Source organism: Terricaulis silvestris (assembly GCF_009792355.1).
GTDB classification, from domain to species: domain Bacteria; phylum Pseudomonadota; class Alphaproteobacteria; order Caulobacterales; family Aquidulcibacteraceae; genus Vitreimonas; species Vitreimonas silvestris.
Genome location: NZ_CP047045.1, coordinates 935,670 through 956,060 on the forward strand (window position 1 = coordinate 935,670; position 20,391 = coordinate 956,060).

Genomic DNA, 20,391 nt, shown 5'->3' on the forward strand with positions numbered 1-20,391 from the left:
GACCGCTGGATAGATAGATGCCCGCGGCGAAGAAATCCAAGACCAAAAGGATCAAGCGGGCGGCGCCAAAGCAAGACGCCGCCCGCAAGCGTGCAACGGCCATGGCGACTGCCCTGGCGGAAGCGGCATGGGCGGAAGCCGATGTCGCGCTTGCGGAGGCGCTTGCAGATCTGGACGAACTCATCTCCGCGGATAGCGCCCAACGCGCGGACGCGCTTGCTGTGCTAGCGCAATCGCTGTCGCGCGCCGCACGCAAGAGGGGGCTAACCCGCATCGGCGCGCTCGATGCGCGCGAGCCCTACGATGCCGCTGTTCACGACCTCCGCCAGATTGTCGCCAAAAAGCCGAAGACCGTGCGTATTCAGGCGCGTGGCGTCGCGCGCGGAGGCCAGGTGCTGGTCAAGCCGCGCGTGGGCGCCATACGAGCCAAGGCGCGGCGGAAAACGCGGACATGAGCGACTGGACCATCTGCGTGGATTTCGGCACCGCCTTCTCCAAGGCGGCCGCCGCACCTGCCGGCGCATGGTCGCGCTTCGATCCGGCTTTGGTGCGGCCGCTCATGTTGAGCGGCCACGATCCGCACGCGAACGCTTTTTTGCTCGATAGCGCCGTTTTCGTCGATGACGATCGCCTTCTGTTTGGGCGCGCCGCGATCGCACGCGCGGCTGAACTCAATGACAAAAAGCGCGTCGTGCTGCGCTCATTCAAGACGCTTCTCAGTGTGTCCGATCTCGATCGCGCGCTGAACACCAACGCGGCGACCTCTATCGACCCGCACCGCGTCTTCCAGATGCGCGACCTCATCGTGCTTTACCTCGCCTATCTGCTCGCCGCGGTTGACCGCGCGGTTCGCGCCGATCCGGTGCTTGATGGCGCCACGGTACGTTGGCGTTATGCCGCGCCGGCGTGGCGCGCGGGCGATAGCGCAGGTTCGCACGAATCCATCCTGCGGCTCTTCGGCGAAGCGGAGGCCTTTCGGCTCGCGGCCGGCCGTCGGCTGATGCAGAGCAATGGCGTGGCCCTTTCGTTCGTCACTGACGCGCTGCCGAAAGCGACCGCGAGCGCTCAGCCGTTCGATATGGATCTTATCTTCGAGGCGACGGCCGCGGCCTCGTACCTTTCGGTTGGCTTGCATGACAGTGCCGCGCACCTGATCGTTGTCGATATGGGCGCGGGCACAACCGATATCGCCGCGCTAGCGCGCCAAGGCGCGCGCGTCACAGAACTCGACACCGCCCGCGTGACGCTGAAGCAGGCCGGCGATTTTATGGACACGATCATCGCAAACCGCGCGCTGGCGTTGGCGCCGTGGGCGCGCGGGCCCGCCATGCAAACGCAGCTTTGGGCGCTGCTGATGCGCCAGATGCGCGATATCAAGGAAAGCCTGTTCGCGGATGGCCGCGCCGTGTTGCGATACGATAGCCGCGCGCTGACCATCATCATGAATGACATCGAGCGCGACACGGATTTTCGCGACTTCTTGCGCGCGCTCAGCAAGGCTTATGACGAAAGCCTAGACATCGTTCGTGACGACGCTGTTGCGCGTAAACGTTCGGAGATCGATGCGGTTGCCGTCGGCGGCGGGGCGGTGGCGCCGTTCATTCAGGCGCTCATCCGTCACAAGCCCAAGCGCGGGCGCGTTCGCGTTACAGCGCGCAACGCAACACCGAAGTGGGCGCATGACGAGGCGTTTCAGGGCAATCTCGCGCCGGTCTTCCCGCAACTGGCCATCGCTATTGGCGGCGCGCTTGCGCCAGACGGCATGGCGGCGACCGCGATGGGTGCTAGTCGCCCCGCAAACGACCGAAGCGATACTCGGGCGGAACGCGATTGACATAGACGCCAGTGGTGATTTCCGCGCGTTGCAGCAGGCGCATGGCGTTGCGCAACGCGCTGATCGGCGTGCGGTCCCACGAGGCCACGACCACGCACTGATCGGCCATGCTGGCGACGATTGGTCCGTCGGCGCTGCCCAAAGCAGGCGGGCAATCCAGCACGACGAGATCATAAGCTGTGCGCAGTTCGTCGATCAGCGCCGGGAAGCCGGGAGAGTCCGCAAGTGTGCGCCAAGGGTTCGGTCCGCGCGCCGCCGGCAAATAATGAAGGCCGGTCTCTGGCTCTTCATGCACGAAACTTTGCCACCCGGCGGGGCGCTGACTGGCTTCCAAAGTGCCGACTTCCGCTTCGCTCTCGAGATAACGCGAAAGCGTACGGCGGCGAGTGTCGCAATCGACGACGATGGTTTTGCGGCCTTGTTGCGTAGCGCTCACCGCGGCGCACACGGCGGCCGTAGTTGCGCCTTCAGCGGGCAGCGCGGCCACGAACGACACAACGCTGCTGTTGGCGAGCGCATGCTGCAAATCGCGAAACGCTGTCGAGAAAGATGACGCGGGCTGGAAGGCAAGGCAACCAATCGCCGTGCGCCGATCCGGCGGCAACTGGCGCAATGCCTTTGCTGTCAGCTCCGGCGCCGCGCCGACCACGGCGTAATTGCGATGCTTGCCGAGGCTTGACACCGACGTGATCGTGTTGCGGCCAATCTCGCGCACGAGCGCCAGCGTCAACCCTGCAGTGAGCCCGAACGGCAGCCAAAACAGCGCCGAAGCGAGCGGACGCACGCCGCCCAGCGCGTCGTAGATGACGCCAGCCGCCACAACCACGGATGCAGCGAGAAGCGCGATCCACCATTGGCGCGCAAGCGACCGGCGCAGGCGCGATAGCGCCAGCGAGCGTGACGGCTTGCGGCGCGCGCGCGGCTGACGCGTCCGCGTCGCGGGGCGTCTGGCACGTTCAACCAAAGGCGCTGCAGTCACTCCGCCAATACCTCTCCGCCGCGACTTCGCGTGTCCCGCGCGAAGTCCGTTGTTCTCCAACTGCGGCGGAAATCAGGAGTTCCCCAGCCCTGAATCTGCGCTCGGAGCGAGCTACGCTTATTCACATGATTGGTGTGCGCCGCAATCGGTTTTCCCGCGCCAAGCGCACTCCTGTCCGCTATTTAGGAATAGGTTAAAATAAACATCGGGCGCGGGCTGTGGGGGCGTTGCGCTTTGCGGTGACTTTCCTAATCTTACCACCGATCAAGGCCGAGAAACTGCCATGCTGATCCAATTCCCGCATAATGCGGGGGACCAACCGAACGCCCAGAATTCAACGGATTGCGACGCATTCGAAGCCGCGCTGCGGCGCGATTTGCAGAGCGCGCCTGTTGTCTTGTGCGGGGCTATGATCGGCGGCGGGGGAAAACGTGCGGTTGATCTGACGCTGACTGTGTTGAGCGCGCCCATCTGGCTACCAGTTCTGCTCTGCGCAGCAGGCGTGGCCAAGGTCAGCCATAAAGCCTCGGTTTTTCAATCGTTCGAGCGCATTGGCTACGGCGGGCGCCCGTTCCAATGCTGGCGTCTGCGGATGAAGCCGCCGATGGCGAAGATCGAGCAGTTGCACCGGACTGAGGGGGGCGGCGAACCCGCCAACGATTTGACTGAGATCGCAGTGCACGCCGAAGGCCGCCAAGCCAAATGGCGCCGGGCACTTGAGCGCCTGCCGCAAATGTTCAACGTGCTGAAGGGCGACATGGCTCTGGTGGGCCCATCGCCGCTCTCTCGCGCACAAGTTGAGCCGCTGAAGACAGCGAAGCGCTACTATTTGAGTGCGCGTCCTGGCGTGATCGGTCTCAGCGCCATTGCCGATGACGCCGAAGAAGAAGCCGGCCAGTACAAGATCTACGCGATGTCGTGGTCGTTCACGATGGAGCTGTTGATCATGTGGGACACACTGCGTTCGCTGCGCAATCGCGGCGAGCTCTGGCGGCCGGGGATGAAGCTGCCGAAGCGCGAAGGCGGGCAGGCGGTTGTGGTGCGCCGCCGCAGCCCAGTCCAATAGATCAAGAGACGCTGTAGTACGACTTCGATTGGTCGAGGTAGAGCGAGTCCGCGTAGGACTGCCAGCGCGGCAGCACGTAGTTGAGCGCCACGCCCAGCACCTTGCCGCCCGCCGCTTCGGTCTGCATGCCTGCCGATCGCAACGCGCCCACGGCCGTGCGTCCAGCGCGGGCGACCAACAGCGTCGTGTCTGCTTGGCTAACGAGGATGCGCGTTTCCGCCACCGCCAGGATCGGCGCGCAATCGAGGATTACCAGTTCGTAGTGGGCGCGCAGGTCGCTGATGAGGCGGCCCATTGCGTCGGAGCCGAACACGTCACGCGGGGTGAAGCCCGACGACGCCACCGGCAGCACATGCGCATCGGAGTTAGGGTCACGGATGATAGCCGAGCGCCACGGCGCTTCGCCGGCGAGCACTTGCAGAATGCCGACATCGGTTTCGATGTCGATCACGTCGTTGATCGATTGCTTGCGCAGATCGCAGTCCACTACGATCACGCGCTGGCCTGACATCGCCGCGACGCGCGCCAGGCACATCGAGATCGTGGTCTTGCCTTCATCCGGAAGCGCCGACGTAATAGCGACGACCTTCACCGAGAAATCGAGCTTCGAATACACAATCACCGTGCGCAGCACGCGCAGCGCTTCTGTGAAAGCCGACATCGGTCGGCCGACGAGGTAGCCGGAAGGATGGCGTTCCGCCGGCGGCATCTGGCTCATCATGCGCTTCGAGATCGTGGGGATCGAGGCGACGGAGGGATAGCCCACCTTGCTGTCGATATCCTCGGCGTTCTTCACCGACTGATCCGACAATTCCGCGATCATTCCCGCGCCCAGCCCAAGCCCCAGACCGATCAACAAAGTCATCAACAACGCGGTGCGAAGGTTCGGCGAAGAGGGGGCCGACGGCACAGCTGCGTAGGACAACAAACGCGCGTTGGAGAGGCCCTGATCGGCCACGTCCTGATAGCGCTCAAGATAGCTGTCATAGACTTCGCGGCTCGCCGCGGCTTCGCGTTCCAGCTCCGACAGTCGCGCGCTGGGCGTCGAAGCAGATGACGAAATCTCGCCTGCGCTTGAGCCCAGCGAATGCTGCAAGGATTGCAACCGGGCGCGTGCCGAAGTCACTGAGTCTGCGAAGCTCGCGGACATGCGCTGCAACTCACGGCGAATTTGAGTGTCGATGTCCTGCCGTTCGGCGCGAACGGTCTGCACCGCCGGATGGTTGGGCAAATAGCGCGATTCCAGGTCGGTTTGGCGGCGCGCGTTGTCGGTGTCGCGCGTGCGCAGCGCATTCAGCGCTTCAGAATTGAAGGCGCCAGCAATGGTTTCCAGCGGTGCGTTGGCGGCTCGAAGCTCTTGCAAGCGTCGGTTGCGCGCTTCGGCCTCTTGCACATCGGCCTGCGCCTGAGCCACCTGTGCTTGCAGGTTGCCGAACGCCTGTTGACCCGCTGACTGATCGACGTTCAACCCGGACTCGGCGCGAAACTGTTCCGCCGCGCTTTCCTTCTCTTGCACGTCCTCACGCAATTCAGCCAATCGGCGCGACAGCCACGAGTTCGCTTGCTGCGCCCCGTCCAAGTGCGCATTCATTTGGCTGGCGATGTAAACGTCGGCGTAGGTGTTGGCGATCAGCGCCGCGCGGTTCGGATCCGTCGAATTCGCGGTGATCTCGATGACATAAGTGTCGGCGCGTTGCTCGATGGCGATCGCGTTCGCCAGTGAATCCGCCGTCGCAGCACTCGGCGCGATGCTTGCGCCGCTGCTTTCCTGCAAACCCAGCGCGATGGCGAGTTCGTTCATCAGAGCGGGCGAGCGCAGCAATTCGATTTCGGAGTTAACCAGAGACGATGAATTGAGCCCGCCCGCCACGGCGGCGTCGCCGGCTTGGCGCGGACTCAGGATCATGAGAGAGGTGGCGGAAAAGGTTGGCGTGCGGATCAGCGTGAACGTCAGCGTCGCCAGCGCCGCCGAGAACCCGACGATCGCCACAAGCACCATGCGCCGTCGCAGCATTGTCATGAGCGCCGTGATGCCAAGCATCTCCGCCAAACCGCGCGGCGCGTATGCGCCCGTGGGTGAACCAGAAGGGCTGGAAAGCGGCTCTTTGTTCATCATGTTCATGTGCAGACCGCGGGAGCTCCCGGCGAAGAAAGTGCCGGCAGGAGGCGGCTTTCAGCCTAGCACCCGCGCTTGGCCGATGTCGTCTCCGCACCTGCTCATGCACGAACCGCGCCGCTTCATGTGGCTAATCCGCAGCGTTTTTGATGTGGGCGTTTAGAACAGGCGCTCGCCAATCCGAACGGTATCGCCGGGCAGCACGGGCGTCGCGACGGTGATATCGAACGCGTTCTCTGTGGTCCCGTTCGCGTGACGGATGTAAACGCGGCCGCGGTTCGCCCGATAGGTGAATCCACCCGCCGTCGCGACAGCGTTCAGAACGGTGAGGCTCGCGGAGTAGGGATATGTACCCGGCCGCTGCACTTCGCCAAGAATGAAAAATGGCCGGTAATTGGTCACTTCCACGCTGACGCTGGGCGCGCGCACATAGGTCGAGAGCGCGGCTTGAAGCGCTTCGGTGAATTCCGGCACGGTGCGGCCAGCCGCGTTGACGCTGCCGACCAGGGGGTATGCGATCGAGCCGCTCGAACCGACCACGAATTGGCCGGTGAGTTCCGGTTCGTTGAACACAGTGATGCGCAGCTGATCGCCGGCGCCGAGCCGATAGTCTGTGGAAATCGTCGATCCCGCCGGGGCGCTGGCCGTCGTGCCGCATGCGCCGAGCACGCTGACGCCCGCGCCGAACGCGAACAAGCGGAGCAAAGTGCGGCGGTTGTGCCAAATCGGCGAAGTCATCGGCAGGCGTCCTCCCAGGCGAAGTCCTCTACGCCATCGCTTTCTGGAAGCAAAGAACACGCCACGCGCGGCGCCGATTTTAACTGCGTTTTCGAGCCCTGGGCTGGTTAAAGTGGCGTCTGATCGGGGCGTTAGAATGTGTCAGCCCCTGCGGGAGCGAAGCGCGTTGCCAGCGGACCCTGCGGCGCTTAAGCCGGGACCATGAACTTGCTGCGGATGTTCGAGCGCTCGTCGCCGCCCGCCGCCAGATTTCCTGACGGTCGGGTAGGGTACGCCGTCGGCGACATCCACGGCCGCGCCGACTTACTCGCCCAGATGATGGACGTGCTGGAAGCGCGCGCAGCGCAGGACACCCGCGAAGCAGGCCCGCCCGTGGTGATCTTTCTGGGCGACTACGTCGATCGCGGCCCAGCCAGCGCCGGGGTGATTGACTTGCTGCTCAGTGGCCGTCCCACCGGCTACGAGCGCCGCTACCTCAAAGGCAACCACGAAGAAACCATGTTGGCGTTCATGGACGCGCCGACGTCCAACCGCGCTTGGATGATGCAGGGCGGCGTGGAGACGCTCCTGTCCTACGGCGTCGTGCCGCCCAACCCGGTGGGCGCCGATGAAGCGGAATGGCTGGCCGCGGGCGAGGCGCTCCGCGCCGCCGTGCCCAAGGCTCACCTCGATTTCCTCAATGGCCTCGAACGCTTCATCGCCTTTGGCGACTACGCCTTCGTCCATGCGGGCATCGATCCCGCGCGGACGTTGGAAGATCAGACCGACGAAGACCTCTACTGGGCGCGCGATCGCTTCATCGCCAGCAAGCGGCGTTTCTCGCACCGCGTGGTCCACGGACATACGCCGGTGGACCGGCCTTATGCCGACGAGCGCCGCATCGCCGTCGATACCGGCGCCTACGCGTCCGGCACCCTGACCGCCGCCCGGTTCGAGGGCGGCGACGTCACCTTCCACCCGGTCTCAGACCGCGTTCCCGCCGTTCAGTTCTGAGGCTCTGGGCGCGACGCCCGGCCCGCTTGTTCGCCCGGCCAACGCGGTTTACACCCCGCCCACCGATTACCCAGGAGAGCGGCGAATGGCGCAAAGTGGCGCACACGGGCAGATGGAGATCCAGGATCAAAAGGAAACCTTCCACGGCTTCCTAATGGCCTCGGTCTGGACCTGTGGTTTGATCGCGCAGTCGGTCATGCTGCTGACCCTGGCCTTCGCCATTGGTCTCGGCTGGTGGCCCGGCTTCGTCGCCTTCGCACTCATCGGCGTCGTGATCGGCTCGGTATTCAAGCTCTCCGGCGTCTATTGGGCCACCCAAGTTGCGCTCTGGGTGCTGCTCGGCATCGGCGGTCTGATCGTGCCGGCGCTGACCGGCATGATGGGCTGATCGGTGAAGATCGCCGTCCTGAAGGAAACCGCGCCGGGCGAAACGCGGGTCGCGGCCACGCCGGAGACGGTGAAGAAAATCACGGCCCTCGGCCACAGCGTCGCGGTCCAGACCGGCGCTGGCGCGAGCGCAAGCTATCCGGACGATCTCTATCAGCAAGCCGGCGCCACGATCAGCACTGACGGCGGCATTGGCGGCGCGGACCTCGTCGTCAAAGTGCGCCGCCCAACCGAGGCCGAGATTGGTGCGATGCGATCGGGCAGCGGCTTTGCGTCATTGCTCGAACCGTACGGCGATCGCGGTGTTGTCGAAGCCCTGGCGAAATCCAAGATCGACGCGGTCGCCATGGAGTTCATTCCCCGCATCAGCCGCGCGCAATCGATGGACGCGCTGTCATCGCAAGCAAACCTCGCCGGGTATCGCGCGGTGATCGAAGGCGCCGCGATTTATGGCCGCGCGTTTCCAATGATGATGACCGCGGCCGGCACGATCGCCGCCGCGAAAGTGTTCATCATGGGCGTCGGCGTCGCCGGCCTTCAAGCCATCGCCACCGCGCGCCGCCTCGGCGCTGTCGTCAGCGCCACCGACGTGCGCCCGGCGACGAAAGAGCAAGTGGCGTCGCTCGGCGGCAAGTTCGTCGCCGTCGAAGACGAAGAGTTCAAGCAGGCTGAAACCACCGCCGGCTACGCCAAGCCGATGAGCGCGGAATACCAAGCCAAGCAAGCGCAGCTCGTCACCGAACACATCGCCAAGCAGGACATCGTCATCACCACGGCGCTGATCCCGGGCCGGGCCGCGCCGGTGCTCATCACCGAAGCGCAAGCCAAGTCGATGCGTCCTGGCTCGGTCATCATCGATCTCGCTGTCGCGCAAGGCGGCAACTGCCCGCTCTCGAAGCCGGACGCGCTCGTCGAAGTCGGCGGCGTGAAGATCATGGGCTTCACCAATCTGCCCGCGCGCCTGCCGTCGGATTCTTCCTCGCTCTACGCCAAGAACCTGCTCGCGCTGTTGCCGCTGCTGACGGACAAGGACAGCAAGGCTTTCGCGCCAGCGTGGGATGACGAAATCATCAAAGGCGCGATGCTCTCCAAAAGCGGCGCGCTGATCCATCCGCATTTTGCTTCTGCGAGCGCGGCATGATCGAATCCATAGTCTATATAGCGGTTCCATCGGCCATTATGGCGACGCTGTTTGTTGCAGCTATCCGCGCTTTGGACTGGCCGGCATGGCCCAGTATCGCGGCTTTGAGCTGGGCGATGCTTCTGAGCTCCAACTCTTTGTTTGTGGCGTTCGTGTTTGGCGCGGTGCTGGCGACAGTGTTGGCCCTGTTTCGCCACTTAGTATTTCAGGTTTGGGCTACGGTCGTCATGCTCTTTATGATCGCGATGATGGTTGTAAACCCATCTTCGCCGGCCCGGCATGAATTGATGCTTTTGTCCCTTCTGGCGCTGCCAATTGGTCTCGCCGTTGGATCTTTTAGGCTGCATTCGTTTGGCGTGGCGCAAACCATCCTCATCGTTTGTCTATCCATTCTCGTCATCGCTCTCCTCTTGATGCCTTCGCAAGCTAACCTTCGATCAATCGCCGCGTTCTTGAATCCCGCGCTCAGCATTTGCCTTCTCGGTATTGGCCTGCAGCTTGGAGCGGCAGCGAACGCGCGAATTGAGAGGGAGAGGGTGCATGCGCTGAAAAAGCGCGCGTACAACGAAATCGACCGGATGCTCGAACGCTCGTCCTGGGGCGTCCCCGCATGAACGACGAAGAATTCGCCCAGCGTTATTACGCGGCGTGGAACGCGCGCAATCTCGACGCCATCGTTGCGCTCTATGCCGAGGACATCGAGTTCTCCTCGCCTTATATCGCAGCACTCGGCTTCTCGCCGGATGGCGTGATCCACGGCAAGCCGATGCTGCGGCTCTATTTTGAAAAGGCGCTCGAGCGGGCGCCGAATCTTACATTTACAGCTGAGGCCCTGTGCGTCGGCGCGCGCGGCCATACTTTGATTTACCGCAACCATCGCGGTGAGCGCGCAGCCGAGAGCCACGAGATGGATCCATCCGGCCTCGTGATCCGCGCCGACGCGACCTACGAAACCGCTTGATCGAAGGAGACGCGTCATGAGCAGCTCACGCAAGATCACTCTGGCGGCGCTGTTTATGAGCGCGCTGCTGGTCACGCCCGTACAAGCGCAGACCGGACCATCCATCAGCGCACTCACGCTCTGCGCAGGCGCCATTTCCGCGCACCGCAACATTGATGTGCTGACCTATCCGCAAGGCGCATCGGGCGATTGGGCCGATGTGCTGGGCCGCATCCTCGCGCAACTCAACACGATGGAAGGCGTCGAGGGCATGACTGGCCGCTACGCCGCCAGCGCCGCGCGCAGCTATTGGAACGAACAACCGCGTGCAGCGCGCGAAACCGCCGCCAACGACTGCCGCACGCGTTTCGGGAGCAACTGAGCATGGTCGATCCGTTCGTTTTCTATCTGGCCATTTTCGTGCTGGCGATTTTCGTCGGGTACTACGTGGTGTGGTCGGTGACGCCGGCGCTGCACACGCCGCTAATGGCTGTCACCAACGCGATCTCGTCGGTGATCATCGTCGGCGCGCTGATCGCGGCGGCGGCCAGTGCTGCGGGCGACGGCGGCTGGATGGCGAAAGGTGCGGGCGGTCTCGCTGTGGCGCTTGCCTCCGTGAACATCTTCGGCGGCTTCCTCGTCACCCAGCGCATGCTGGCGATGTACAAGAAGAAGGAAAAGAAGTGACGTGACGGCGGGGGACTGGCGCGCTCTTATCGACGCTTATCTCGACGGACGCTTGTCCGCCGAAGCCTTCGCGCGCCGGTTTGTTGAGTCTTGGCGCGCGTCGAGCGGCCAACCCGTTCCGCACGCCATTCAGGATTTGTACGTAACCGTCGAAGCGTTTGAAGCCCAAGTGCTTGACGCCGGCGAGGAGGGCGCCGTCAGCGACGATGAGCTCCGCAACGCCGCCCAGCGCGCCCGCGCCAATCTGAACGAAGAAGCGCCGGTCTCGCCCCACACCTTCGACCGCACCCGCGCCCGCGACGACATGCGCCGCTTTCAAGTGCAAATGAGTGGCTGCGCTGGCGTTGGCTGTCTCATCGCGGCGCTCTGGGTCGCGCTCTGCGTTTTGCAAATCTACTACGTCAGCGAATGGATTCAGGAAGCGCTCGGTTGGGGCGCTTGGCCATCCGCTGTCATCGGCTTCGTCCTGGCGTTCGTGCCGATCATCGGCAACGTGCTCGCTTTCCTCGGCGCCACCCAAGAAGGCTGGGAAACTTGGATCGCCGCGATCGTCTTCTTCGCCGCACCCGCGGCTACGATACTCTCCGGCTGGTCGCGCTACCGCCGGTACGGACCACCTAGGGGCTGACATGAACGCTGATCTCGCCGCACTCGCGTATCTCGTCTCCGGGGTGCTGTTCATCCTGGCGCTGCGCGGGCTCTCGAGCCCAGAGACCAGTCGTCAGGGCAACAATTTCGGCATGATCGGCATGGCGATCGCCGTCGTCACGACATTGCTGCTGGTTCAACTCGACCCCGCGACGCTCGGCATCATCACGGTGGCCGTGGTGATCGGCGGCGGCATCGGCGCCGTCACCGCGCGCTCGATCAAGATGACGGCGATGCCGCAACTTGTCGCCGCGTTTCACTCACTGGTTGGTCTCGCTGCCGTCGCCGTTGCGGCGGCCGCATTCTACGCGCCGCAAAGCTTCGGTATCGCAGCGGAAGAGAACGTTGGCGCGTACCTGATCCGCCAACCCATTCACGTGCAGTCGCTGATCGAGCTCTCGCTCGGCGCAGCCATCGGCGCAGTGACCTTCACCGGCTCGATCATCGCGTTCGCGAAGCTTAACGGCAACATGAGCGGCGCGCCGATCATGCTGCCGGCGCGCCACCTCATCAACATCGCTATCGCGCTGGGCATCGTCGCACTGATCTGGATGATGATCGACACGCACGGCACGGTCGAATGGCACTTCTGGGCGCTTGCCGGCCTCTCGCTGCTGATCGGCGTGCTGCTTATCATCCCGATCGGCGGCGCCGACATGCCCGTCGTCGTCTCGATGCTGAACTCGTACTCGGGCTGGGCCGCCGCAGCACTCGGCTTCACGCTTGAGAACGTAGCGCTCATCATCACCGGCGCATTGGTCGGTTCTTCCGGCGCGATCCTCAGCTACATCATGTGCAAAGGCATGAACCGGAGCTTCATCTCCGTCATCCTAGGCGGCTTCGGCACCGCTGACGGCGCCGCTGTCGCGGGCAAGACCGAAACGCGGCCGGTGAAGCAGGGCAGCGCCGACGACGCGGCTTTCATCATGAAGAACGCGAGCAAGGTGATCATCGTGCCGGGCTACGGCATGGCCGTCGCGCAAGCGCAGCACAGCGTGCGCGAAATGGCCGACATGCTGAAGAAGGAAGGCGTCGAGGTGAAGTACGCCATCCACCCCGTCGCCGGCCGCATGCCCGGCCACATGAACGTGCTGCTCGCCGAAGCCAACGTGCCGTACGATGAAGTGTTCGAACTCGAAGACATCAACAACGAGTTCAGCCAGTGCGACGTCGCCTACGTCATCGGCGCCAACGACGTCACCAACCCCGTCGCGAAGACCGATCCGCAAAGCCCGATCTACGGCATGCCGATCCTGGATGTGGAGCGCGCTAAAACCGTGCTGTTCGTGAAGCGCGGCATGGGCTCCGGCTACGCCGGCGTCGAAAACGAACTTTTCTTTCGCGACAACACCATGATGCTGTTCGGCGACGCGAAGAAAATGACGGACGAGATTGTGAAGGGGTTGTGATGGTTTTGCGCACAATTCTAATCGCGGGAGCCGCGCTGTTGATGGGCGCGACAGCGGCGCGAGCCGAAGATTTGGTTTTTCGTGCGCCTCCAGATCTTGTTGCTATGCCCTTACCGGCGGCCGGCGCTCAGCGCTTCGCCGCGCGCAACGTCCGAATGGCACGCCGCGAGGCTACTTCCGCGAGTGGTTTGCGCCGCATTATTTTTTCTGATCTGCCGCGCTTTGGCCGGTTCACAACCGATTCCATCGGCGCCATTGCGCGCGATATGGGCGCGGGCGTTGGCGCCTCGTCGTGCGTTGAGCACAGCGTATCCGAGGTCCGCGAGTTTGAGATTGATGGGCACGATGCCGCCGAACTAATCATGATCTGTCGCGGTCTCGTCGTCGATGGTCGCGTCGATGCCCGGACCATCAACGTGCGCCGCACCGTGCTCGTGATGGGCGAAACGCGCGTTTATAACTTTCAGGCCGACCAATACGCGCCAATGGCGGCTCTCGATCCCGCTGCATCGGCGGCGAGCTGGGACGAAGCGGTAGCGAGTCTGCGCTGGTGCGCGGACAATATATCGTGCGCCCCGCGCTAATGCGCGGATGGGCAACATGGTTTGCGACCGAGGCAACGCGGTTGCAACCTTCTGCCAAGCCTTTGCCAGCATCACCGTGAAGCGCGTCGCTCCGGTCCTGCTTGCCTTGGCCGCGATCATCGCGCTGCCGCTCGTTGTGCTGACAAGTTGTCAGAACAATTTGATCTACCACCCGCATCGCGAAGAGGTTGCGCCCAACTTCCCCACTACCGAAGCCGTCCGCATCGAAACCGAAGACGGCGAACGCATCGTGGCCTGGTATCACGCGCCTCAACCGGGCCAGCCCATCTTCCTGTTCTTCGACGGCAATGGCGGTCGTCCGCAAATCTGGGGCGGACGGTGGAGGCGCATTGATGAAACCGGCGCAGGCTTTCTCGCCGTGTACTATCGCGGCTATTCAGGCTCGACCGGCACGCCGAGCGAGAGCGGGCTGCATCTTGATGCGCGCGCCGGCTATGACTGGCTGATCGCCCACGGCTATGCCCCGCGCGACATCGTCATTCACGGCTTCTCACTCGGCAGCGGTCCGGCGGTAAAGCTCGCGTCAGAACGGCCCGCACGGGCGCTCATCCTCGAAGCGCCCTTCACTGGAGTCGACGATGTTGCCGCGGGATATGTGACGCCCATGGGCGCTTCGCTCGTTCGCGACAGCTTTCGTTCGCGCGATTGGATACGCGACGTGCACATGCCGTTACTCATCGTCCACGGCGACGCTGACACGGTGGTCCCGTTTGAGCTGGGCCAGCGGCTCTACCAACTCGCAAACGAGCCCAAAATGTTCGTGCGCATGCCTGGGTCGGATCACGCGACTTTGGTCCGCGACGGCATCTATCCCCATATCGCGACGTTTCTCGCCCAGCATCCAGCGGAGTGAGCATGGCCAAAGCTGAACCCAAAACCCAGCGCACCAAAGCGTCCGTCACCGCCTTCATCGCCGCCGTCGAAGACGACACGCGGCGCAAGGACGCCAAGGCTGTCGATAAGCTCTTCCGCGAGCTCACCGGTGAAAAGCCTGCGATGTGGGGGCCGTCGATCGTGGGCTACGGCGAATACACAACACCGAGCGGCCCTTGGCCGCGCATCGGCTTTTCGCCGCGCAAGGCGAATCTCGTTCTCTACATCATGGATGGTTATGACGGCGAGCCGCTGATGAAAAAGCTCGGCAAGCATAAGACGGGAAGAAGTTGCCTCTACATCAACAAGCTCGCCGATGTTGATCAAGGCGTTCTGCGTGAGATCGTCGCCAAGGGCTGGAAGAGCATGGCGAAGAAGTATCCGGAATAACAAAAAGGGGAGCGGCTCACACCGCTCCCCAATTCGTTTCAGCTTGCGGCGGCCTCTACCAAATCGTGACGCGATCCGCCGGCGCCAGGTAAAGCGCTTCCGTCGGTTGCACGTCGAACGCCGCGTACCACGCATCCATGTTCCGCACCGTGCCGTTGCAGCGGTAGATGCTGGGCGAGTGCGGGTCGGAGAGGATCTGGTTGCGCAACGCTGCGTCGCGAATGTTGGCGCGCCAAGCCTGGGCCCAGCCGAGGAAGAAGCGCTGGTCGCCCGTCGCGTCATCAAGCACAGGCGCTTCGGCGCCGGCGAGCGACAGCGTGTAGGCGTGCAGCGCGACCTGAAGTCCGCCATTGTCGCCGATGTTTTCGCCGAGCGTCAGGCGGCCGTTCACGTTGATGCCTTCCAGCGGCGAGAACGCGTCGTATTGCGCGACGAGGCGATCCGTTAATTGCGTGAAGGCGGCGACGTCGTTGGCGTTCCACCAATCGCGCAGCACGCCTTGTGCGTCCGACTTCGCGCCTTGGTCGTCGAAACCGTGGCCCATTTCGTGGCCAATCACGCCGCCGATCGCGCCGTAGTTCACCGCAGCGTCAGCGTTGGGATCGAAGAAGGGCGGCTGCAGGATCGCGGCCGGAAACACGATCTCGTTGAAGGTCGGGTTGTAATAGGCATTGACCGTTTGCGGCGTCATGAACCATTCGTCCTTGTCGCTCGGACGCGGCAGACGCGCGAGATCGAAATCCCAGTCGAAGATCTGTTGCCGCTTGGAATTGCCGTAGGCATCGCCAGCGCGCACTTCGAGATCGGAATAATCCTTCCAGCGATCCGGATAGCCGATCTTCGGCCGGAACGTCGCCAGCTTCTCGCGCGCTTTGACTTTCGTCTCCGCCGACATCCAGCTCACTTGATCGATGCGCTCGCCGTAAGCGCGGCGCAGGTTCTCAACCAAGTCCAGCATCTCGGCCTTCGCTGTAGGTGGGAAGTGGCGCTGCACGTAGATTTGGCCGACGGCTTCGCCCATCGCACCGTTCACAGCTTGCACCGCGCGCTTCCAACGCTCGCGCTGTTGCGGTTGGCCGTTCAGCGTGCGGCCGTAGAAATCGAACACTTCATCGTCGAGCGCCTTCGGCAGCACCGCCGCGTTGTTCCGGAGCAGGTGATAGGAGAGGTAGTTTTTCCAGGTCGAAACCGGCGTCGCCACGAAGAGCTGCGCCAGCGGCCGCATCGCGGACAGCTCGGAAATCACCACTTCTTGCACCGCGCTCATGCCCGCGGCGTCGAACATCGGATCCCACGGGAAGCTCGGCGCGAGTGCGCGGATTTCCGCGCGGGTTTTCAGATTGTAGGTGCGGTCGCGGTCGCGCCGGTCGGCGATCGGCCAATGCCGTTCTGCTATTTGCGTTTCCAGATCCAGCACCGTACGCGCTTTGGCGCCGGCGTCCGAGATGCCGCCGAACGCGAGCGTGCGCTCGATGTGCGCCAGGTACGCGGCGCGAATGTTTGGGAATTCGCCGTCGGTGCGGCGATAATATTCGCGCTCCGGCAGGCCGAGCCCGCCGTGCGACATGCCGGTGATGTAGCGATCGGGATTGCGCTCATCGAGCGTGACGCCAATGCCGATCGGCGAATTGACGGCGACGCCGGGCGCTGAAATCAACCGGATGGTCTGCTCGTGGTTTTGCAGCGCAGCTATCTGCGCCAGCTCTGCTTGCACCGGCGTCATGCCGGCCGCGTCGATCGCGTCCTGGTTCAGGAACGAATTGTAGTAATCGGCGATCTTCTGCTGGTTCGTGCCGGGCGCGCCACCCGCCAGTGCTACTTCTTCTATGATGACGCGCATGTTGTTGTCGGCCATCTCGCGCAGCACGTCGAACGTGCCCCAGCGCGTGCGGTCGTCGGGGATGGGCGTGTTGGCCAGCCACGTGCCGTTGGCGTAGCGGAAGAAGTCGTTGCCAGGATCGACGCTGAGATCGCGTGCGCCCAGGTCAAAACCGAACGAGCCGATGGCGGGCGCCGCGCGCGCCGGGACCGCGGCTTCCTCCGACGACGTCGCGCAACCCGCCAACAACGCAAAGCTCGACGCGCCAAAAGCGCGGCGGGACAAATTGATCATGAACTTCCCTCCGAGTGTTTTTATTCCGCCGCGGCTAGTTTGCGGCGGTCCCCATAGAGGCGCCCATAGAAACCGAACATCTTCAGGACGCCCCGTTTGATGTCGATGCCGATCATGTAGAAGGCGGGCGTCAGGATCAAGGTGGCCGGCATGCAGATGAGGACGCCGAAGGCCAGGGAAAGCACCATCGGCTTCAGGAACTGTACGATCGCCGCGTTTTCCAGGATCATCGGCGAGGTGCCGACAAACTCGGTCACCGATGTCAGGAAGATCTGACGGAACCGCGAGACCGACGCTTCTGTGATACCGCGCTCGGCCTTCACGCGCATGACCTGGAAGCCCATGCCTTCCAGCACTTCGGCGCGCTCGCGATACTCGGAGCTGTCCCATTTCATCTGCGCGGATGTGCGCAGTTCGATCGGCCCCTGCGCGAAACCGGACTCCGCGCCTTCGGTGATCATTTCCTCGTGCGGTTCAAGGTCCGGCGCGATGCCGACATACTCGACGACGCGGCCGTTCGGCAGCGTGATCTCGTGCGGGTCCCAGCCTTCTTCTTCATCAAGTACAGCGTTGCCCGGGTGCTTCTCGCGCAACGCGAAGTAGCCGCGGATCTGATTGCATCGATCCACCAGCACGACGTTGTCGTTCACGACGACGCCAATCGCCGCGATGACGCCGAGCACGGAGAACAGCGCGAAGCTGGTGCCGAATGCCAAGTGTCCGAGCAAGGCCCCGACGATGGCGAACGGGATCACGCAGAGGATCATGATCGGTTGCGCGTAGGAGCGGAACGTCACCGCGAGCAAGAAATATATCGCCGCCAACGCCATCAACCCGAGCCGGGCCAAGTTTTCCATGAACTCTTGCTGGCCTTCGGCCTCGCCGATCGCGCGGCGCGACACCGTCGTGTACTGCGCCTCGAACGTCGGCCAGAAGCTGCTGTCGAGCGTGTTCATGATTTGCTGACGCGCCTCGGCGTTGACGAGGTCAGCCGTCACCAAAATTGAACTCATGCGCTGGCGGCGGTCGAGTCCGGTAATGCCGGGGGCGAACTCCCATGTCGCAACGGACGCCAACGGCACTTCTCGTCCGTCATTGGTACGCACGCGGAATCCGCCAAGGCTCTCCAGCGTGCGTCGATCGTCGCGCGGATAGCGGACATAGACGCGCACGTCGTCGCCCTCGCGCGGCAGGCGCTGCACTTCTTCGCCGAAATAGGCCTGCCGAACTTGTCGCGTGATATCGCCCAGGGTGATGCCGAGTTGCTCAGCGCCGGGCAATAAAGCGAACCGCAATTCCTCGATCGCCGCGTCCTGGCTGTCGCGCACGCTGGTCACATCGCCGAACTGCAGCAGCCGCGCCTTCAGTTCCTCGACGGCTGCTTCGAGATCTTCCTTGTTTTCGCCCATCAGCGCGAGTTCGATGCTGGGTGAGCCAGAGCCTGAGAGCGAAAAGCTGATTTCGTCGGCGTCCGGCACTTCGCCGAGCAATTCCTCGAGCCGTTCCGTCACTTGGCGCGAACGCAACCGCGGGCGGCCTTCGGGGGGCGTCAGGCCGACATAAGCGCGAATGGAGTTTTCCTCGATCGACTGGCTCCACGACCGCACCACGCCGCGCGACGTGGTGCCCGTGTTGGGATCCTCCACGGCGTAGTCAGCCGTTTCCTCCTCGAGCGCGCGCCGCGCCGCATCGAGTTGCGCGGCGACCTGCTCCATGCGCGAGAAGGGCGTCGTCTGCGGCAGCGTGATGCTGGCCATCATGAAGTCGCCTTCGACTTCCGGCATGAATGTCCACTTCACGCGCCCCGTCGCCAGCAGGCCGATCGACAGCACCAAGATTGCGAGGAAGATCGACCAGGTCAGGTAGCGGGCCTTCACCGCGCCGCGCACCAATGGTCCGTGCAAATGCTCCGCCACCCACAGCACCGAATGCGCGCACTTCTGCTGCACACGCATCAAGCTGCTGAGGATCCCCGTGCCCTGCGGGTCTGGTTTTTTTACGTGCGCCAAGTGCGCAGGCAGGATGATGAGGCTCTCGATCAGCGAGAACACCAATGTCGACATCACCACGATGGAGATGGCGCGCGTGAACTGCCGCACGTCGCCTTCCAGCAGCATCATCGGGCTGAACGCGATCATGGTGACGAACACCGACGCCACCAGCGGCTTCAACACCATCTGCGTGGCCATGATCGAAGCGTCGGCGCCGCTGTGCCCGCGTTCCGCCCTCTCATAGACGGCCTCGCCGACGATGATGGCGTCATCGACCATGATGCCGAGCACCAGCAGGAAGCCGAACACGCTCATGAAATTGAGCGAGATGTCCAAGTAGGGGAGGATAAAGAACGATCCCGCGAACGCGGTCATGACGCCGAGCGTCGCCCAGAACGCCACCTTCGGGTGCAGCGTCAGCAACAGCAGCACAAAGATCAGGAAGAAGCCCTGCAGCGCGTTCTGCAGCAGAATGCCAACCAGAGCGTTGTAGTCTTCCGCTTCATTGTAGATCGTCGTGATCTGCACACCGGCCGGAAGCTCGGAGCGGATCTCTTCCAGCGTTTCGCGCACCGCCTTGTCGGTATCCCAGATGTTGAACCGATCCGCAGTCTGCACCGTCACAAGCGCTGACGGCTCGCCGTTCATACGCGAGTAAAGGTTCACGTCCTGGAAGCCGTCATTGACGGTCGCGACATCTCTCAGCCGCACGATGCCGCCGTCCGACGTTTGCCGGACGATGATGTTCTCGAAATCCAGTTCGGAATCGGCGAGGTTGCGCGCCTGCAGTTGGAAGTTGCCGTCCTGCGTTCGCACGGCGCCGGCGCCGGCATTGAGTGAGCTTGCACGCACCGCTTGCGATACTTCGTCGAATGTCAGGCCCCACGCCTGCAGCGACGCTTCCGAAACCTCGATCGAAACTTCCGGCGTACGCACGCCAACCACGATCGTGTTCGCTGCGCCCGCGAGCAGCGAAAGCCGGTCACGTAGGCGCTCCGCCGTGTCACGAAGTGTCCGCTCCGGCACGTCGCCGTGCACGCCCAGAATAATCGACCAGTTGCGGCCGACTTGGCGCGAAACCTGGATTGGCTCCATGCCGCTCGGTAAGCCGCTGATGGAGCTGACGCGCGAGCGCACTTCTTCCGTCATCGCGTCGACATCGACGCCCGGATCCGCTGCGAGGTTGACCCAGCCATAGCTTTCGCCCGAGCGCGAACGCACCCAGTCTACGTTGTCGAGATCGGCCGTCGCTTCTTCGATGCGAACGATGATCTGGCTTTCCATGTCCTCCGGACTGGCGCCCGGCCACACCGCGTTGATCGAGACACCGTCATCGCGCCCGACCGGCCAGAATTCCTTCTCCATCTGGTTGAAGGAGAACACGCCCGCGAGGACGCAGAACAACATCAAGAGATTGCCGGCGACGGGGTTACGTCCCCACCAAGCGACCAGGCCCTTCAGCATCGAACGTCTCCAGCGTC

Annotated in this window: 20 protein-coding genes; 15 read left to right on the forward strand and 5 right to left on the reverse strand. The window is 63.3% G+C overall.

Annotated elements, in window-relative coordinates:
* Positions 1 to 17: 17 nt before the first annotated feature.
* Positions 18 to 455, forward strand: a complete 438-nt coding sequence (locus DSM104635_RS04380) for a hypothetical protein (protein WP_158765034.1) — start codon at positions 18 to 20, stop codon at positions 453 to 455.
* Entirely contained in the window at positions 452 to 1,834 is a 1,383-nt protein-coding gene (locus DSM104635_RS04385) for an acetate and sugar kinases/Hsc70/actin family protein (RefSeq protein ID WP_158765035.1), read from the forward strand. The genes DSM104635_RS04380 and DSM104635_RS04385 overlap by 4 nt, the downstream gene beginning before the upstream one ends.
* Here the strand turns inward: DSM104635_RS04385 and DSM104635_RS04390 are convergent.
* Complete coding sequence (locus DSM104635_RS04390) at positions 1,785 to 2,813, reverse strand: CpsD/CapB family tyrosine-protein kinase (protein WP_158765036.1); 1,029 nt, start codon at positions 2,811 to 2,813, stop codon at positions 1,785 to 1,787. The genes DSM104635_RS04385 and DSM104635_RS04390 overlap by 50 nt on opposite strands.
* 283 nt (positions 2,814 to 3,096) lie before the next feature.
* On the opposite strand from DSM104635_RS04390, the gene DSM104635_RS04395 reads away from it, so the two are divergent.
* Positions 3,097 to 3,879 carry a sugar transferase gene (locus DSM104635_RS04395; protein WP_158765037.1) on the forward strand — a complete coding sequence of 261 codons (783 nt, stop codon included), beginning with the start codon at positions 3,097 to 3,099 and terminating at the stop codon, positions 3,877 to 3,879.
* Position 3,880: 1 nt separating this feature from the next.
* Here the strand turns inward: DSM104635_RS04395 and DSM104635_RS04400 are convergent, their stop codons facing one another.
* Both DSM104635_RS04400 and DSM104635_RS04405 read right to left on the reverse strand, forming a co-directional pair.
* Entirely contained in the window at positions 3,881 to 6,001 is a 2,121-nt protein-coding gene (locus DSM104635_RS04400; protein WP_158765038.1) for an AAA family ATPase, read from the reverse strand.
* Between the two features lie 153 nt (positions 6,002 to 6,154).
* On the reverse strand, positions 6,155 to 6,733 hold the full coding sequence (locus DSM104635_RS04405; protein ID WP_158765039.1) for a polysaccharide biosynthesis/export family protein: 579 nt from the start codon (positions 6,731 to 6,733) through the stop codon (positions 6,155 to 6,157).
* Between the two features lie 201 nt (positions 6,734 to 6,934).
* On the opposite strand from DSM104635_RS04405, the gene DSM104635_RS04410 reads away from it, so the two are divergent.
* From DSM104635_RS04410 to DSM104635_RS04465, 12 genes are all read left to right on the forward strand, one after another.
* Positions 6,935 to 7,726: a metallophosphoesterase family protein gene (locus DSM104635_RS04410; protein ID WP_228445846.1), complete on the forward strand. Its 792-nt coding sequence runs from the start codon at positions 6,935 to 6,937 to the stop codon at positions 7,724 to 7,726.
* Between the two features lie 85 nt (positions 7,727 to 7,811).
* Positions 7,812 to 8,114: an aa3-type cytochrome c oxidase subunit IV gene (locus DSM104635_RS04415; RefSeq protein ID WP_158765040.1), complete on the forward strand. Its 303-nt coding sequence runs from the start codon at positions 7,812 to 7,814 to the stop codon at positions 8,112 to 8,114.
* 3 nt (positions 8,115 to 8,117) lie between these two features.
* Entirely contained in the window at positions 8,118 to 9,254 is a 1,137-nt protein-coding gene (locus DSM104635_RS04420; protein WP_158765041.1) for a Re/Si-specific NAD(P)(+) transhydrogenase subunit alpha, read from the forward strand.
* A complete protein-coding gene (locus DSM104635_RS04425; RefSeq protein WP_158765042.1) occupies positions 9,251 to 9,868 on the forward strand; it encodes a hypothetical protein in 618 nt (205 codons plus the stop codon). Before DSM104635_RS04420 ends, DSM104635_RS04425 begins: the two co-directional genes overlap by 4 nt.
* On the forward strand, positions 9,865 to 10,215 hold the full coding sequence (locus DSM104635_RS04430; RefSeq protein ID WP_158765043.1) for a nuclear transport factor 2 family protein: 351 nt from the start codon (positions 9,865 to 9,867) through the stop codon (positions 10,213 to 10,215). Before DSM104635_RS04425 ends, DSM104635_RS04430 begins: the two co-directional genes overlap by 4 nt.
* Before the next feature lie 16 nt (positions 10,216 to 10,231).
* The gene (locus tag DSM104635_RS04435; protein WP_158765044.1) at positions 10,232 to 10,576 is read left to right on the forward strand and encodes a hypothetical protein; all 345 of its coding nucleotides are present in this window, start codon (positions 10,232 to 10,234) and stop codon (positions 10,574 to 10,576) included.
* Positions 10,573 to 10,881, forward strand: coding sequence for a proton-translocating transhydrogenase family protein (locus DSM104635_RS04440; RefSeq protein WP_158768002.1), 309 nt, complete (start codon positions 10,573 to 10,575; stop codon positions 10,879 to 10,881). Before DSM104635_RS04435 ends, DSM104635_RS04440 begins: the two co-directional genes overlap by 4 nt.
* Before the next feature lies 1 nt (position 10,882).
* Positions 10,883 to 11,509, forward strand: a complete 627-nt coding sequence (locus tag DSM104635_RS04445; RefSeq protein WP_158765045.1) for a hypothetical protein — start codon at positions 10,883 to 10,885, stop codon at positions 11,507 to 11,509.
* 1 nt (position 11,510) lies between these two features.
* Positions 11,511 to 12,938 carry an NAD(P)(+) transhydrogenase (Re/Si-specific) subunit beta gene (locus DSM104635_RS04450; RefSeq protein ID WP_158765046.1) on the forward strand — a complete coding sequence of 476 codons (1,428 nt, stop codon included), beginning with the start codon at positions 11,511 to 11,513 and terminating at the stop codon, positions 12,936 to 12,938.
* 188 nt (positions 12,939 to 13,126) lie between these two features.
* A complete protein-coding gene (locus DSM104635_RS04455; protein ID WP_228445849.1) occupies positions 13,127 to 13,522 on the forward strand; it encodes a hypothetical protein in 396 nt (131 codons plus the stop codon).
* A gap of 16 nt (positions 13,523 to 13,538) precedes the next feature.
* Entirely contained in the window at positions 13,539 to 14,396 is an 858-nt protein-coding gene (locus DSM104635_RS04460) for an alpha/beta hydrolase (protein WP_228445851.1), read from the forward strand.
* 2 nt (positions 14,397 to 14,398) lie between these two features.
* A complete protein-coding gene (locus DSM104635_RS04465; protein ID WP_158765048.1) occupies positions 14,399 to 14,806 on the forward strand; it encodes a DUF1801 domain-containing protein in 408 nt (135 codons plus the stop codon).
* 55 nt (positions 14,807 to 14,861) lie between these two features.
* Here DSM104635_RS04465 and DSM104635_RS04470 read toward each other — a convergent pair whose 3' ends face one another.
* A complete protein-coding gene (locus DSM104635_RS04470) occupies positions 14,862 to 16,919 on the reverse strand; it encodes a M13 family metallopeptidase (RefSeq protein WP_158765049.1) in 2,058 nt (685 codons plus the stop codon).
* Positions 16,920 to 16,939: 20 nt separating this feature from the next.
* Positions 16,940 to 20,374, reverse strand: coding sequence for an efflux RND transporter permease subunit (locus tag DSM104635_RS04475; RefSeq protein WP_158765050.1), 3,435 nt, complete (start codon positions 20,372 to 20,374; stop codon positions 16,940 to 16,942).
* Positions 20,375 to 20,391: the final 17 nt, after the last annotated feature.